This is a genomic window from Alteromonas lipotrueae (assembly GCF_019249215.1).
GTDB lineage: Bacteria > Pseudomonadota > Gammaproteobacteria > Enterobacterales > Alteromonadaceae > Alteromonas > Alteromonas lipotrueae.
This window is the reverse complement of sequence record NZ_JAESDI010000015.1, coordinates 39,315-54,341: the sequence shown is the minus strand read 5'-3', so window position 1 is coordinate 54,341 and position 15,027 is coordinate 39,315. Positions and strand designations below refer to the sequence as shown.

Sequence of the window (15,027 nt, the reverse complement as noted above, 5' to 3'; positions counted from 1 at the left end):
GTACTGTTACTAACACAGCGACCTAAATTTTGAGTGAAGCCTGTAAATACATAGTGCGACCAATTGCGTCAAATACGCCCTGGTTGGTCACACCTACAGAGCCGCCAATGACAGGTGGTTCTTTGTCTGTGAGGTTGTTCACCCCGCCTCTAAGAGACAAGTTTTCTGTTATTTGGTAGCTACCTGATAAATCAATATAGCTATAGCTATCGCTGCCTGCGGTATCAGATTCTGGGTTATTAACCACGCTTACATCATCCATACTTGATGTATAGCGCCATCTTGCTGTTAGAGAAAATACATCATGATTTAGGGTGATGCTGTTCATCACTTTCCAATCAGGGTAGCTTTCTGAATTAGATATTGTGCCTGCAAAATCCTGATATGGACTGTCTTCAAATACAGCGGTTTCGAACTTATTCAAATGGTTTGCAAAACTCATAATTTCAATGGTAGTTGAGTCGCTAATAAAACTGGCTGGCAACGACCAATTAAAAGAAATATCGAGACCACTCGTCTTATAGCCACCTAGATTCAAATAAGGTTGATTTACATACGAAAAGATACCACTGGACTGGCGCTCAAACTGCTGACAGAAAAAGTTTTCAGTGTCATATGAAGGGTTAGAGCCGTCTAAGTTGTAGCATTTGGCCAGCGATTGATCTGCTGGAATAGCAGCAATTGCTTTATCTATTTCAATACTGTAGAAGTCCACCGTTAAGGACATATCTTTCAAATACGCTTCGGTAAATGGTGACTCTATTACTGCACCGAGGGTAATAGAGTCAGCCTCTTCTGGAGACAATGTTCTATCGCCATAGGTAGTAGTTACTAACGCATCTGAAGGCTGACGAAAGCGCCCCAGTAGAGAAGGGTTAAGCCCGGTTGCTATGCACAAATTAGCAATTGCTTCGGCATTCTCCCCTGAAAGGCCGGGGTGACGATAGTCACAGGGATCGCCGCTACCACTGTTCGGCGAGCCAATTCCAGATACTTGTTGTGTTCCTGCATTGAAGAACTCTTCAGCGTTAGGAGCACGTAAAGCACTCTGGTAGCCTGTGCGTAATAACACATTACTGATTGGACGCCAATCTAACTCTGCCTTGTAAGTATTTGCGGTGCCAGCCAAATTGTATTCAGAGAAGCGATAACCTAGTGTTAAGTTAAGTGATTCCGCAAATTCATGTCCACTTAGTAAAGGAACATATACTTCAGCGGATATCTCCTTAATATCAATACTACCTTCCGTATACTGCGAAGCTGAAAGGCTTGCTAAACGGTTCGCGGCAATGTCATCATCAGGTTTAAATTCGTATGAATTTTTTCTATAGTGGGCGCCTAATGCGAAGCGCACTTCACCAGCATCTAACTCCATCAACATCCCTTCAAGCAAACCTTCTACAACGGTCTGTTCTAAAGTGGTGGTGTTAAGTGGTGTTCTGGAAATATAGGCTAAACACTCGTCAGAAACTTGGCTTAAGCCATTAAAAACCTGATACCCACCGCTACAAATACTATCGCCGCCATCTGGCGCATCAACAAGTTCTTGCATTGCGGTGTAACTAACTGAGCCTGAAGTCGTTTGGTCTTTATTAACTGTGCGACCTTGCGATACGTGAATATTCCAGGACATATCACGGCTATCGATATACCCGCTAAGTCCTACCAAACCTTGCCATACCTCAGACTCAGTATTGTAAGTTCTAGGGCCAGCCGCACCAAATCGCACTTGATATTCAACTGGGGCATCTGGCGTGTTGCGTGAAGCTAGCAACGTAGAGAGCGCTTCATTTTGCGCTAAGTAGGGGTTAGTAACCGGAACGAATACGCTCCAAGGTGCAGCAAGAACTGGTTCAGAGCCAATATTTTGGGCTTCACTGTTTGAATATTGAAAATGACCATAAGCCGTAATTTCATTATCTAAGGTATAGTCCGCTTTACCAAAAATGGCTGTGCGCTCTAACGGTACTTGAACATAGTTATTATACCCTGGGTGATAACCAAACGAACTATCGGTCTTAATGAAAGGCGCGTCTGTTGGTCCTCTATAGTTAGTCGCTCTGCCGCCACTAACGGCAAATATTGTATTGTCATCATTAACACCGAAAAAACTTCTATTGCTTACACCTGAAATACCATACGAGGCAAATAACGCATCAACGGCAGCTTGGCTAGGGGCTACATCCGGGAGTGTGCGGCTATAAGGGGTGAAGCCACTAGGGTTCTGTTCTAAGAAGAAGGGCCTTTCTTGAATAGATATCCCTTTGCGATCTACATATTCTGCGCTAATAAAAGCGTTACCATGGGAGTCGGCAAAATCACTGCCATAGGCTAACCCATACAGTGTGCTTAATCCGTCACCATCTTTAGGCTGCGTCAACTTGGCGGTAACTTCAATACCATCGAGATCTCGACGACTTTTAAAGTTCACCACGCCAGACATTGCATCAGAACCATAGGTCGCTGATGCACCTCCGCTGACAATTTCAACACCGCCAATTGCATTTGAAGGTAATGTGTTGATATCGATGGCGCTATTGGCGCTTGAAGACTGCAAGCGTCGACCATCGAGTAGCACTAGATTGCGCTGAGGTCCCAATCCCCTAAGGTTTAACGTAGATTGCCCAACCGTTCCGCCGGAGCTACTATTACTAAAGTTCCCCGTCCCTGGTTGAAACTGAGGAAGTTGGCGAAGGTAGTTATCTATAGTGGCATCACCAGACACAGCAAAATCTTCAGCAGAAGTTGAGATGGTTGGACTGGAGGAGACCAAGTCTTTGCGCTTTATGCGAGTGCCGGTAACCTCTATGGTTTCAACAACTGATTCGTCAGCCGCTGTTTGATCTGATGGGACTTGTGCCTGCACCATGGCAGGCGTTAACAAGATATTTAATAAGACCGCTAGTTTTGTTTTTGTGTGCTTTTTAGTCATTGCATTCCCCTTGTAATGCTTATGTTTCCTAATCGTTTCGTCTACATCTATAAAAAACTAAGAGCACTAACTTCACGGTGTATTCTCGTTTTATAGAATTGATGGCAAATATTTGAATGTTGCTTAAGTGTTTAATTTGTTGTGAAGATGTTAATGGCGTGCGGATTTAATGAAATGGCAAAAAATGACTAAATAATTGCCATTTAGTGACAATTAGTATTTTATGCAAAGTGTAAGGGGCTCTCGTTGACGAAAGTTAATCGGTCAATGCGGTGTATAGCGCTGCGTAGCTCGCCTTTTATACCAGCAACAGCGCTTACAATAGGAAGGTATAAATATTAGTAATTTCCTACTAAGTTACTGTAACTATAGGTAATTACGTAAATCCATACGTCAAATAATGTCACGCAGCGTTTTTAATCGTTTAATAATATTCAATGAGGTACTAATACCTTATAAAAGCACAACAGCATTTAGGTGAGAACGCTTTTTCAATTTATGTGCATAAAATTGGTTTTGGCGTGATATGTCACATTAATTGTCATTCTGTGCCATGTTAAATAATATACAAACAATTAACATATTTATTGCTTGGCCTCAGATACCGCGTGATTTGGTAAAAAAGAGGATGGAGCGGGTGGTCAACCGCCTTCAACAGATAGCTCAAATGCTATATCGACCCATAAATTATGATGAGAAGATTTTTGTGAATATACCTACGCTAGTTGCTTCTGCCTTATTGGGGACCGTGATAGTAAGTGCATGTGCACCAACGCAATCAATCGAACCGCAAGGCATTACAAATGATCCTACTATTCTAACTGGCGCAGAGCGTTGTGCAGCCTTAATCAATACGAAAAATAGTCGGGTTGCGTTAGAGATTACAGAGGCTACGTACGTAAAAAATGTCGATGGCATTCCTCCACAGCAACATAAGCTGCGACAATTACAACGGGAATCGTTTAAACCCTATTGCAAAATAAGTGGTTATTTTGAACAAAGAAAGGGTGTAAATAACGCGCCGTATGCCATTGGTTTCGGTTTATCGCTTCCAGATGATTGGAATGGAAAGTTTTTATTTCAAGGCGGCGGAGGTCTAAATGGCTTTATTCGAGAACCATTGGGTGCACTGGCAGCAGGAGATACACCAGCCGTATTTAGAGGCTATGCGGTAGCCACTACCGACAGTGGACATCAAAGCAAAAACCGATTCGATACTACCTTTTTCGAAGATCAACTTTCACTGTTAAATTTTTACTCGGGTGCGATTGAAAAATCGACGGCGTTGGCCCTACAGATTGTCGAGGATGTTTACCAAGCGCCGCCTGACAATAAATATTTTGTTGGCTGTTCTACAGGAGGACGTGAAGCGCTCACCATGGCGCAACGTCAGCCAGAGCTATTCAATGGTGTGATAGTGGGAGCGCCAGCTAGGCAAACCAATTACTCAGAGGTAGCAGACCTATGGTCGGCCAAGCGCCTGCATCAAGCCAGTAGTATACCCAATTCAACCCCTTTTTCGAAGGCGCAGCAACACGCAATTGTGACAGAGGTATTGGCGCAATGCGATTATAAAGACGGGCTTATAGATGGTTTAATTTTTAATGTGGAAGCGTGCGACTTCAAACCAGAAAAACTTATCTGTAGTAACAATTCAGACGCAAAAGCATGTATTGATGCATCGAGTGCCACCGCATTGAATGAAGCTTTCGCAGGGCCTAAATACGACAGTGGTAGACAAATTTACCCTGGTTTTTATTTTGATACCGGCATTAGCGCTAGTGGGGAAAAGTCGGTACCTGGGTTGTTGCAAGCGAAGGCTGGACCGTTAGGCCGTCAGTATGCAAAAGAAGATTTCAATCTCGAAAAGCAACTTGCATTGGCTGAGAATTTTCCTTTAGCAGGAGGCAATGCATTACTCACTAATTTATCGAGCTTTGCCCACAAAGGCCATAAAGTCATGTTTTTTCATGGTGTGAGTGACCCTTGGTTTTCTGCTAAAGACACATTGCAGTATTACCAACAGATGCGCAAAGATAGTGGCAATTCTGAATTAGCCTCCCAATGGTCACAGTTTTATTTTGTACCAGGCATGGGACATTGCCGAGGCGGCGAAAAGGCACTGGATAACTTCGATATGCTAACTCAATTAGAGCATTGGGTTGAACATAACCAAGCACCTGAATTCATTCTAGCCACTGGCGATTCCATGCCTGATATCAGTCGTCCGCTGTGTCCTTATCCGCAAATTCCTATTTATGATGGGCTCGGTGATACCTCAAAGGCAACGTCGTTTGTCTGTAAAGTATCGAAACCGGCAAGTGCAAAGTAATAGACGGGCAATATAGTGGTTCAATAGCGCGGTTAATAACCTTTGGAAGTGACATGCGAAATAAAAGCGAATATGGAACGGGTTGTAATCACTATATTAGTGCGCTTTATCATTTGTCTAAAAAAATTGGCTTAGATGCAGATGCGCTATTGGCGCAGGCAAACATATCTAAAGACATCATAGACAAACCAGAAATACGCGTAAAAACAGAGAGTTTGTCTATTTTTCAAAAAGCCTGCTGGGATGGCTCTAAAGAAGAAAGTATGGGGCTGCTGCCTCAACGTCTTGAGCTGGGTACCTACTACATGATGGGTAAGCTAACCGTTAATCAGCCTACGTTACAAAAGGCGTTAGAATTAGGCGCACGCTTTTATAATTTGGTCACTCGTTTCGAATTTATTTCAGTAGATGTCGGTGCTGAAGTGACTGTCATGTCATTTAACAATGTTTTTCCAGAAGACGATTTTGGCCACTTGTTTGCTGAAATGTGTTTGCTAGCTTGGCACCGTTATGCATCATGGTTAATCGCTGATGCACTTCCTTTGATTGAAACAAGATTCAATTATCCCAGTCCACAGCACGCAAGAGAATACAGTTATTTATTTCCAGGGATCCACCGGTTCGAATGTGCGTCGCTGAGTTTAGTTTTCCCTAGCCACTATTTGTCACTTGGGGTGAAACAGAACGAGTCTTCATTGAAGTCCTTTATGCATAATTGCCCGCTTGAATTATTCCGCCAGTATAAGGCTGATTATAGCGTGTCGACAGAAGTGAAACGTATTATAAATCGAACGATTACTGCTGGTAATACCTCGATTGACGACGTTGCAGCTAGTTTGTACATGACCACACGTACCATCATGCGTCGCCTGAAAGAAGAAGGCTCTTCATTTCAACAAATCAAAGATCTTGTTCGACGCGACAAAGCCATTACGCTGTTAACGCTTTATTCTTTGCCCATTAAAGAGGTGGCAGAAAAGGTGGGGTATTCAGACCCGGCCGTTTTCACTCGAGCGTTTAAAAGCTGGACGGGTGAATCTCCACGTCAGTATCGAGACAAATATAACCAAAGTACTGCACCATATTAAGTCTCATCTTTACCCTTATTTCTGCTAGGCCTTTTATGACAAGCGGAAAGGTTTGCAATATTAATTGATATAAATTTCACCATGTCATTTTATGCATGTTATTTAGTCGTAATCTGCCATTCAAGATTTGTACACATAACATTAACATCTTTATCATCTAATCCGACTGGATTTACAGATATGTAACACTTACTAAGGCAATCGCTTAGCCAATATCTGAAAAGTCCTTTTTATAAAATATAACGAAACTAAACGGATAACACTTGATGGGTCAAAGTCCAGCGAACATGCTTAATCATTCTCCTATGAGCCAACTGCAAATAGTCGCCGTGATAATTTGTATCGCGCTCAATGCTTTAGACGGTTTTGACGTGTTAGCAATAAGTTTTGCATCTCCAGGCATCGCAGCAGAGTGGGGTATTAACCGGGCAGAACTAGGTGTTGTCCTCGCCATGGAAATGTTTGGTATGGCATTAGGTTCAGTTATTCTAGGTAATGCGGCGGACAGATTCGGCCGCAAGCCTACCATCCAGTTTTGTTTAATACTGATGACGTCGGGTATGTTCTTGGCCGCAATGGTAGATACGGTTAATCACCTTTTAATGGTCCGTTTTCTTACCGGTTTAGGTATTGGGGGAATGCTAGCATCCACCAACGCTATGGTCGCTGAGTTTGCTAATCAAAAATTCAGACATTTGTGCGTCATTATTATGGCTACGGGTTATCCCCTCGGTGCCATTGCTGGCGGGTCAGTGGTGTCAGTGTTACTAGAGACCCATACTTGGCGTTCTATCTTTGTTTTTGGTGGCAGTGTTACGGCGATGTTTTTAGTGATAGTCGCTTGGCTTCTACCTGAGTCAGTTGAATATTTATCGAATAAACAGCCAGCTAATGCGCTGCAGCGTATTAACGCCACGCTGACCAGAATGGGGCATCAAGGGATTGTGCAACTGCCTGAAAAGGTGCTCACGGTTAAAAAATCAAGCTTCAAGATACTCCTCTCAAAAGATTTAAGGGTGCTGACATTATTATTGATGCTGGCCTATTTCGCCCAAATCATGACCTTTTACTTCATTTTAAAGTGGATCCCTAAATTTGTAGTCGATATGGGCTTTGCACCCGCGCAAGCTGGACAGGTGTTAGTTTGGGCCAACGTTGGTGGTGCGATAGGTGCCATATTACTCGGGTTACTAACCCACAAAATTAAGTTACATAAATTGTTAATTGGCGTGCTGCTTATCGCGTTCGTGATGGTGTCAGTGTTTGGTCGCGGTTATGAGTCATTAAGTAGCTTAGCGATGGTGTCAGCAGCAACGGGTTTTTTCACCAATGCAGGTGTAGTGGGGTTATATGCACTTATGGCTCAATCCTTCCCTTCTGATGTGCGTGCCAGTGGCACGGGCGTCGTGATTGGTTTTGGGCGAGGCGGAGCAGCAATAAGCCCTATCGTTGCAGGTTATCTATTTACTGCAGGTGTAAGCCTTCAAGGGGTGTCTATAGCAATGGGGACGGGAGCCCTCGTCGCTGCACTTTCCATATTTTGTATTGGTATTTTTCAACATCGAACTAGCAACAAGAAATCCTTATCAACTAATAAAAAATCAGTGATTTGACTTAAGTCTAGGCCAAATACGATAACAAATTGCGGAGAAAATATGAATTTTCAGCGAATTAACCCATTAACTGGCGAGCCTGCAAGCGAAGCCGTAGCGATGCAAAGTAGTGACATGGCAGCTATTGCACAAAAAGCACAGCAAGGCTTCAAGCTCTGGTCTGTAATGGGACCAAATGCCCGCAGGGCGGTATTGAATGAAGCGGCACTCGCATTAGAATCGCGCCAAGAATCATTTGTAAATGCCATGATGAATGAAACCGGCTCTACCGCAGGGTGGGCAATGTTTAATTTAAATTTGGCAGTGTCGATGTTGCGAGAAGCATCTTCACTTACCACACAAATAAGTGGGGAAGTTATTCCTTCAGATAAACCTGGGTGCCTAGCATTGGCACAACGGGTGCCTGTCGGCGTTATTTTAGGCATTGCGCCATGGAATGCACCAATCATTTTGGGTGTTCGTGCTATTTCTACCGCGCTGGCTTGTGGTAACGCCGTTATCTTAAAAGCATCTGAAATTTGTCCACTTACCCACTCGTTAATTATCGAAGCGCTAGAAGAAGCTGGGTTTCCAGATGGTACGGTAAATATTGTGACGAATTCACCTCAAGACGCAGGTGAAGTTGTCGGTACGCTTATTGATTGCCCAGAGATAAAGCGTATTAACTTTACCGGTTCTACCACTGTAGGTCGCATTATCGCTAAGCGAGCAGCAGAAAACCTCAAGCCCTGTCTACTTGAGCTAGGTGGTAAAGCGCCCATGCTTGTACTGGAGGACGCCGATTTAGAAGAAGCGGTTAAGGCCGCGGCGTTTGGTGCCTTTATGAATCAAGGACAAATTTGTATGTCGACAGAGCGCCTAGTGGTTGTCGATGCCGTTGCGGATGAATTTGCAGCTCAGTTCAAGCAAAAAGTTGAAACTATGCCTACCGGCGATCCTCGTGAAGGTAATACGCCTTTAGGGGCGGTGGTAGATAAGGCAACTGTGCTGAAGGTCAATAGTTTAATACAAGATGCTGTGTCGAAAGGCGCAACAATACTCGTTGGTGGCACCAGCGACACAGTCTTGATGAAAGCCACCGTTATTGATGGCGTAACCAAAGACATGGCGATTTACAGTGAAGAAAGTTTTGGTCCTGTTGTTGCCATTATACGGGCAACCGATGAGCAAGATGCCATCGAAATATCTAACGATTCAATTTACGGCTTAAGCGCTGCAGTATTCACTAAGGATACTGCAAAAGGACTGAAGGTAGCCGGTCAAATTAATTCAGGAATTTGCCATGTTAATGGCGCGACCGTTCACGATGAAGCTCAAATGCCTTTTGGCGGGGTGGGGGCGTCAGGGTACGGACGATTCGGTGGTAAAGCTGGGATTGATCAATTTAGCGAGTTGCGTTGGATCACGGTTGAAACCCAACCGAGCCATTACCCAATTTAATGCTAGCGGACCATTAAGCCCGCTAGCAATTTGATATTAGTTTATTTGCACAAGAGGAATATGTTGTGAGCATTGAAAGAACTGAACAAGAAACGGTTGCATACGTAGTTGAAAATAATATTGCTTGGGTGAAATTTAATCGTCCTGAGAAGCGAAACTGTATGAGTCCAAAGTTGAATCGTCAGATGCAGCGTGTACTGGATGAATTAGAGTTTCGTGATGATGTTGGTGTAGTCGTGCTAACCGGTGAAGGAACGTCGTGGTCTGCGGGTATGGATCTTAAAGAGTACTTTCGTGAAAATGAAGGTAAAGGCTTAGGCGCGACACGTCAGGCACAAAGAGAAGCTTATGGCTGGTGGCGCAGCTTGCGTTGGTATCAAAAACCTACCGTTGCTATGGTAAACGGCTGGTGTTTTGGTGGTGGATATGGTCCGTTGTTCGGCTGCGATCTAGCATTTGCTAGTGAAGATGCAACCTTCGGTTTAAGTGAAATCAACTGGGGCATTTTGCCTGGCGGCGGGGCTAGCAAAGTAGCGGCAGACTTAATGCCTTTACGTAAAGCTATGTATCACGCCATGATGGGTGAAAACATTGACGGAAAAACTGCGGTAGAGTGGGGCTTAGTTAATGAAGCATTGCCCGCTGATGAACTTAAAAGTCGTGTAGAAGCTGTTTGTAATGTATTACTCGCGAAAAACCCTGTTGCACTAAAAGCGACTAAAGATGCCATACGCCGCGTGAAAGAAATGACCTATGATAACGCTGAAGATTACCTAATTCGTGCACAAGAAGCGGCGAACAGTTTTGATAATGACGGGCGAAAAGAAGGAATTAAACAGTTTATCGACGACAAAACTTACAAGCCAGGTTTAGGTGCCTATGACAAAGAAAAGCAAGGCGCATAAGGGAGAATGACACAGATGGACTTTCTGACATTTCAGGCAAATTTTCGACCAGACAGCTTAGCGGTGCAAGACCTTACTTACGATCGTAGTTGGAGCTTCAGCGAATATAATCTGTTGGTCAGTAAGTTTTCTGCGTATTTGCTACAACGTGGCATAAAGCAAGGGGATAGAGTGGCCTGTGTGAGTAAAAACAGAGCCGAGGTGGTAGCCCTACATTTAGCGTGTGCACGGTGTAAGGCTATCTTTGTCCCCTTGAACTGGCGTCTTGCCTTGTTCGAAATTGAAAGCTTGCTTGATGACTGCGAACCTTCATTAGTCTTTGGCGACGAAAAAGCCGCTGAGATTGGTTTAGCATTCGAGCCCATCGACAACCTTATTAGTGATACTGCGGCTATTAGCGGGGAAGATTTAATCGCGTTTGATGACGATGCTGCGAGTTTAATTCTGTATAGCTCGGGAACGACAGGACAGCCTAAAGGTGCCATCCATACTGAAGCTACCTTGATGGAAACCGTACTTAATTCTACGTTACTTTACGAAGTGGACCAACACAGTGTATTTCTGGCTGAATCCCCCATGTTTCATGTTATCGGACTGGTTGCATCTGTCAGGCCGGTACTCTACAACGGTGGCAGGTTAGTTATATCAGACGGTTTTATACCTGAACGAACGTTAGAAAGGCTTTCCGATTCCGAGTTAGGAATTACTCACTACTTTTGTATTCCACAAATGGCCAATGCGCTTCGACAAGAAGCGAGTTTCAACCCGGTTAACTTGAAGCATTTGAAGGCATTACTGACCGGTGGGGCTCCTCACCCAGAAGTGCAAATTCGACGATGGTTAAATGACGGAATTGCCATAGTGGATGGTTATGGAATGAGTGAAACAGGTTCCTTGTTGGGAATGCCGCACCAGCTTAACTTAATTGACCAAAGTGCAGGATGCGTTGGTACGAGCCCCCCACGATTGACTATTCGGTTGCTAGACGAACAAGGTAATATAGTGAAAGCTGGGGAACCTGGAGAAGTGCAAGTAAAAGGAGCTAACTTATTCAAAGGTTACTGGCGAAAGTCGGCTTTGTTTAATAATAGTTTCACTGCTGACGGTTGGTTTAAAACAGGTGACATTGCCCGACAAAATGAGCAAGGTTTCTATCGGGTTGTTGATAGAAAAAAAGACATGTTTATTTCTGGCGGTGAAAATGTGTATCCCGCTGAAGTAGAGGCGGTGGTGTTGAAACACCCTCAGGTATTTGAATGCGCAATGATTGGCGTACCCGACGACAAGTGGGGAGAAGTTGGTTGTTTATTTGTGGTGTGTAATTCTGATGTGAAATGCCTTGATCTTGAAGGGTTGAATCACTACTTAGCGTCGCACCTTGCGAAATACAAAATACCCAAATCTACTGTTGTACTTGACGTGTTGCCACGCAATGGCGCAGGTAAAGTTCTCAAGCACGTGTTATTAGAAAGTGTGGCCTGATTTCAGGCCCTTTTCTATCTGAATTTTCAAGCATGCCCGATAGTATTGGTTCTGAGCCAACGTCACCAGTTCTGGGGACTATTTTTGCTTCTGGAGAGTGCATTATTCAGTACGTTAAGCTCAAAGCCGTAAGCCATCTCTTTGTTTCCTGCCTCTCCGGGATGAATATAATCACCAGAGTCATATTCAGGTGCGATGTGGTTTAACGCGTTGGCGTATCGTAAAATACTGTCAAAATCGATTACGTTATCGAAGGCCTGGCTGGTTTTTATCCATTCATTTAAGGCAAGGCGTAACTGATTTTTCTCATCGCTGTAATAGTGGGTAATTGGCGTGCCCTCAAGTGTCCCTTGAAAAGGGGGAATTGTTGCGTCTATCATGCTGACGCCTTGCATATGTGCCTGCTTAACAAGCTGTGTAAATCCGGCGGTTAGTTGCTCTATATTCGGTAATGACGTCTCAGGCGCAAAAGGCGTACCCGGCCAAGCGATGTCATTTATACCCAATAGTACGATTGAGGAGCTAATGCCGGGTTTTGACAAGGCATCGCGCTGTAATCGACTCAGCGCATTACTGCCCATCAAAGGCGGTCTTGTTATATGCGCAGCCATTTATACATAATGTAGCTATCAACAAGTCCTAATTGACCGTGTTTATATGCCTTAGGTATTGTACCTATAATGGAATAACCGAGCTTTTCCCAAAGCCTAACAGCTACATTATTAGTCGATACCACACTATTATATTGCATAGCATCAAAGCCAAGCTCAATGGCTTTCTTTTGTGAGTGCTCACACATAAGACGAGCAATGCCTTTACCCCTAGCTTCAGGTGATACCATATAACCGCAATTACAAATATGGCTACTCGGACCCATGGCATTTGGCCTAATGTAATAAGTACCAAGAACAGCGTTACTTTCAACAAACACGTACGCGTTCAATGGTATTTCACACCACAAGGAATATGCCTCTTCCAGCGTCATATTGGGATCAAACGCATACGTTTCTTGGGCTTGAATTACCGAATAAAACGTTGGCCAAAATGACTCAAAATCTAATTTTGTGATTTCTCTAATCATGAATTTTCCCCAAAAATAACCACTTCATCGTCTGATTATTATCTAAACCGAATCTACGGTCGACGGTTTTTCGATGACCGACGGCTAGCCTCAGTACGAAAGTTCTACATCTGTTTTGCTAATTAAAGGTTAATAATATGTAAATTAAAGTGTGTGGGTAATAAATGAGAGGGCATGATTATGATATTAGGTAAACGATTTACGTTAATACGCATTATTGGCAATAGTTTGTTGGCTAGTATGGTGTGTTTATTCACTTCACTGGGGGTGAGTGCTGGTAGTTGGCAACAAAACGTTGCTGCAGGCGGATTTAACAATGTGCACATATATACCCCCGATACCCAATCGCCTATTGGTGAAGGACGGGCGTTATTAGTGGTATTACACGGATGCACACAGTCGATAAGCGCTTACCTCAGTGCCAATCTTGAGGAAGCAGCTGAAAGTTACGGTATGGTAATTGCTGTGCCCGATGCAATGAATAAAGCTGGATTTAGCTGTTGGTCCTATTGGCAGGGCGCTAAATCTCGTAGTGCAGGTGATTACGCTAATTTACTGTCGTTGGCTAACACACTAACCGCTGATAGCAGCTATGGCATCGATGCTGATCAAGTGTACATTGCTGGGTTGTCGTCCGGCGCAGCATTTGCTAATACCACGGCTTGTTTAGCGCCAGATGTGTTTGCTGGCATGGGAATCAGTGCCGGGCCGAGTATAGGTACAAGTTCAAGCGGTGCTATTGGTAGTTGTGAATACGCTGATGTTGCCACTCGCTGCCAACAATATGCCGGGAGTTATACCGCATCCTTCGATGATCAAATTGCCTCCATCGCTCATGGTGATGCAGATACCACCGTTGATACTTGTTACAACCGGCAAAATGCTGAAGGGATGGCGGATGTATACGGTGTTTCTGAACTAGCGGGCAATTCTATTATTGGTGCTACAGGTCGCACTGCTGAAGAAGTTCTCTGGCAAGAAGGGCGTGTATCTATGTTGTGGCTAAACGGAGTGGACCATGCATGGTCGGGTGGGGACGGTGCCAGTGGCTCTTATATCAATGGGAGCGGTATTAACTACGCTAGTTACTTGGGGCAGTTCTTCATTGATAATAATAAGCGAGTGGACCGCAATCAAGCGCCCGTACTTAGTGGTGTAACCGCGCAGGAATCGGGTGGGCAGTTAATTGTGCAAGGTAGTGCCGTTGATGAAGAGGGAAGCGTTGATCAAATCAATGTACTTATTAGTGACAATATAGGAAACGCTTATCAATATACAGCGATTCCCCAGTCTGATGACCGTTTTTTAATCACCAGTGCTGCACTTGCAGATGCGTTGTATGTGGTTTCTGTGACAGCAGTGGATAATGAAGGGGCGGTGTCTGCAGAAACAACGCTAACGGCGCGAGTAGGCCCGCCACCACCGCCAATTGCTCCGGTTATATCCAATGCAATTGCGAACGTTTCGGGTCAATGCGCGGCGGTGTCTGGTGATGTTTACGATGAAAATGAAGATCTTACTAATGTCATCGTAAGCTATTCAACCGGCGATATTAGCGCCACTATCGAAGGTTTGTCTTTTTCTGCCACAGCCTGTGATCTGCCTGGTGGCCAGCAAAACATCACGATAACGGCCAATGATGCGGCTGGCTTGTCGAGCAATACTCAGCTGAATGTCTTCATTGACGCTGGCGTTACCGCAACACTATCCGAGCACATTTCTGCAGGTCGTTTGGGATACACTGAATACGCCACCTGCTATTTGGAGTACGGAACTGACACGTTCAAACTCACTGAAGCAGTACAAAGCGACGGCAATTGTATTTGGCAAGACAATGATGTGTCGTGCTTCGGGGTTGCACAATCTTGCAGTACTGGAGGGGGTAACAATGGCGGAGGAAACGGTGGTAGCAGTTCCTGTGTCGAGTTTACAACTAGCAACTACTATCATAAAGTTGCGGGTAGGGCTTACAGCACCGGTAATCTCTTTGCGCCTGACTATTTTGCAAATGGGTCTGATGACGCAATGTTAGGTTCTACGTGGGGGACCGTTACACTGTACTCTAACAACGATACCCTCTGGTATGTGGGGGCTTGCCCATCGGTATAATGTCTATTGGTATAATGTATGACTAACGTTTGCGTGGGGCTCAAT

The 15,027-nt window shown here is 44.3% G+C and carries 10 protein-coding genes; 7 read left to right on the top strand and 3 right to left on the bottom strand.

All coding sequences use genetic code 11. From position 1 onward, the window contains the following. Window positions 1-22: 22 nt before the first annotated feature. The gene (locus JKP82_RS16820) at window positions 23-2,932 is read right to left on the bottom strand and encodes a TonB-dependent receptor domain-containing protein (protein WP_218397915.1); all 2,910 of its coding nucleotides are present in this window, start codon (window positions 2,930-2,932) and stop codon (window positions 23-25) included. Window positions 2,933-3,638: 706 nt separating this feature from the next. Between JKP82_RS16820 and JKP82_RS16815 the strand changes: the two genes are divergently transcribed. The 6 genes from JKP82_RS16815 to JKP82_RS16790 all read left to right on the top strand — a co-directional run bounded on the left by JKP82_RS16815 (window position 3,639) and on the right by JKP82_RS16790 (window position 11,792). Next, entirely contained in the window at window positions 3,639-5,264 is a 1,626-nt protein-coding gene (locus JKP82_RS16815) for a tannase/feruloyl esterase family alpha/beta hydrolase (protein ID WP_159531388.1), read from the top strand. 53 nt (window positions 5,265-5,317) lie between these two features. Then, entirely contained in the window at window positions 5,318-6,352 is a 1,035-nt protein-coding gene (locus JKP82_RS16810) for an AraC family transcriptional regulator (RefSeq protein WP_159531386.1), read from the top strand. Between the two features lie 266 nt (window positions 6,353-6,618). Continuing rightward, a complete protein-coding gene (locus tag JKP82_RS16805; RefSeq protein WP_201299260.1) occupies window positions 6,619-7,965 on the top strand; it encodes an MFS transporter in 1,347 nt (448 codons plus the stop codon). Between the two features lie 42 nt (window positions 7,966-8,007). Continuing rightward, window positions 8,008-9,405 carry an aldehyde dehydrogenase gene (locus JKP82_RS16800; RefSeq protein WP_159531384.1) on the top strand — a complete coding sequence of 466 codons (1,398 nt, stop codon included), beginning with the start codon at window positions 8,008-8,010 and terminating at the stop codon, window positions 9,403-9,405. A 65-nt stretch (window positions 9,406-9,470) separates the two neighbouring features. Beyond that, window positions 9,471-10,310 carry a p-hydroxycinnamoyl CoA hydratase/lyase gene (locus tag JKP82_RS16795; RefSeq protein WP_159531382.1) on the top strand — a complete coding sequence of 280 codons (840 nt, stop codon included), beginning with the start codon at window positions 9,471-9,473 and terminating at the stop codon, window positions 10,308-10,310. Between the two features lie 6 nt (window positions 10,311-10,316). Next, window positions 10,317-11,792: an AMP-binding protein gene (locus JKP82_RS16790; RefSeq protein WP_218397913.1), complete on the top strand. Its 1,476-nt coding sequence runs from the start codon at window positions 10,317-10,319 to the stop codon at window positions 11,790-11,792. A 62-nt stretch (window positions 11,793-11,854) separates the two neighbouring features. Here the strand turns inward: JKP82_RS16790 and JKP82_RS16785 are convergent, their stop codons facing one another. Beyond that, the gene (locus JKP82_RS16785) at window positions 11,855-12,403 is read right to left on the bottom strand and encodes a GDSL-type esterase/lipase family protein (RefSeq protein ID WP_159531378.1); all 549 of its coding nucleotides are present in this window, start codon (window positions 12,401-12,403) and stop codon (window positions 11,855-11,857) included. After that, window positions 12,388-12,873 (bottom strand): GNAT family N-acetyltransferase, encoded by a 486-nt coding sequence (locus tag JKP82_RS16780; protein WP_159531376.1) that lies wholly within the window; start codon window positions 12,871-12,873, stop codon window positions 12,388-12,390. The genes JKP82_RS16785 and JKP82_RS16780 overlap by 16 nt, the downstream gene beginning before the upstream one ends. A gap of 174 nt (window positions 12,874-13,047) precedes the next feature. Between JKP82_RS16780 and JKP82_RS16775 the strand changes: the two genes are divergently transcribed. After that, window positions 13,048-14,982, top strand: coding sequence for an extracellular catalytic domain type 1 short-chain-length polyhydroxyalkanoate depolymerase (locus JKP82_RS16775; RefSeq protein ID WP_258544420.1), 1,935 nt, complete (start codon window positions 13,048-13,050; stop codon window positions 14,980-14,982). Window positions 14,983-15,027: the final 45 nt, after the last annotated feature.

What these genes read in the sequence shown, in the direction of transcription:
- JKP82_RS16820 (WP_218397915.1), bottom strand. Translation starts at nt 2,932, where the DNA reads ATGACTAAAAAGCACACAAAAACAAAACTAGCGGTCTTATTAAATATC.
- JKP82_RS16810 (WP_159531386.1), top strand. Translation starts at nt 5,318, where the DNA reads ATGCGAAATAAAAGCGAATATGGAACGGGTTGTAATCACTATATTAGT.
- JKP82_RS16805 (WP_201299260.1), top strand. Translation starts at nt 6,619, where the DNA reads ATGGGTCAAAGTCCAGCGAACATGCTTAATCATTCTCCTATGAGCCAA.
- JKP82_RS16800 (WP_159531384.1), top strand. Translation starts at nt 8,008, where the DNA reads ATGAATTTTCAGCGAATTAACCCATTAACTGGCGAGCCTGCAAGCGAA.
- JKP82_RS16790 (WP_218397913.1), top strand. Translation starts at nt 10,317, where the DNA reads ATGACACAGATGGACTTTCTGACATTTCAGGCAAATTTTCGACCAGAC.
- JKP82_RS16785 (WP_159531378.1), bottom strand. Translation starts at nt 12,403, where the DNA reads ATGGCTGCGCATATAACAAGACCGCCTTTGATGGGCAGTAATGCGCTG.
- JKP82_RS16780 (WP_159531376.1), bottom strand. Translation starts at nt 12,873, where the DNA reads ATGATTAGAGAAATCACAAAATTAGATTTTGAGTCATTTTGGCCAACG.
- JKP82_RS16775 (WP_258544420.1), top strand. Translation starts at nt 13,048, where the DNA reads ATGATTATGATATTAGGTAAACGATTTACGTTAATACGCATTATTGGC.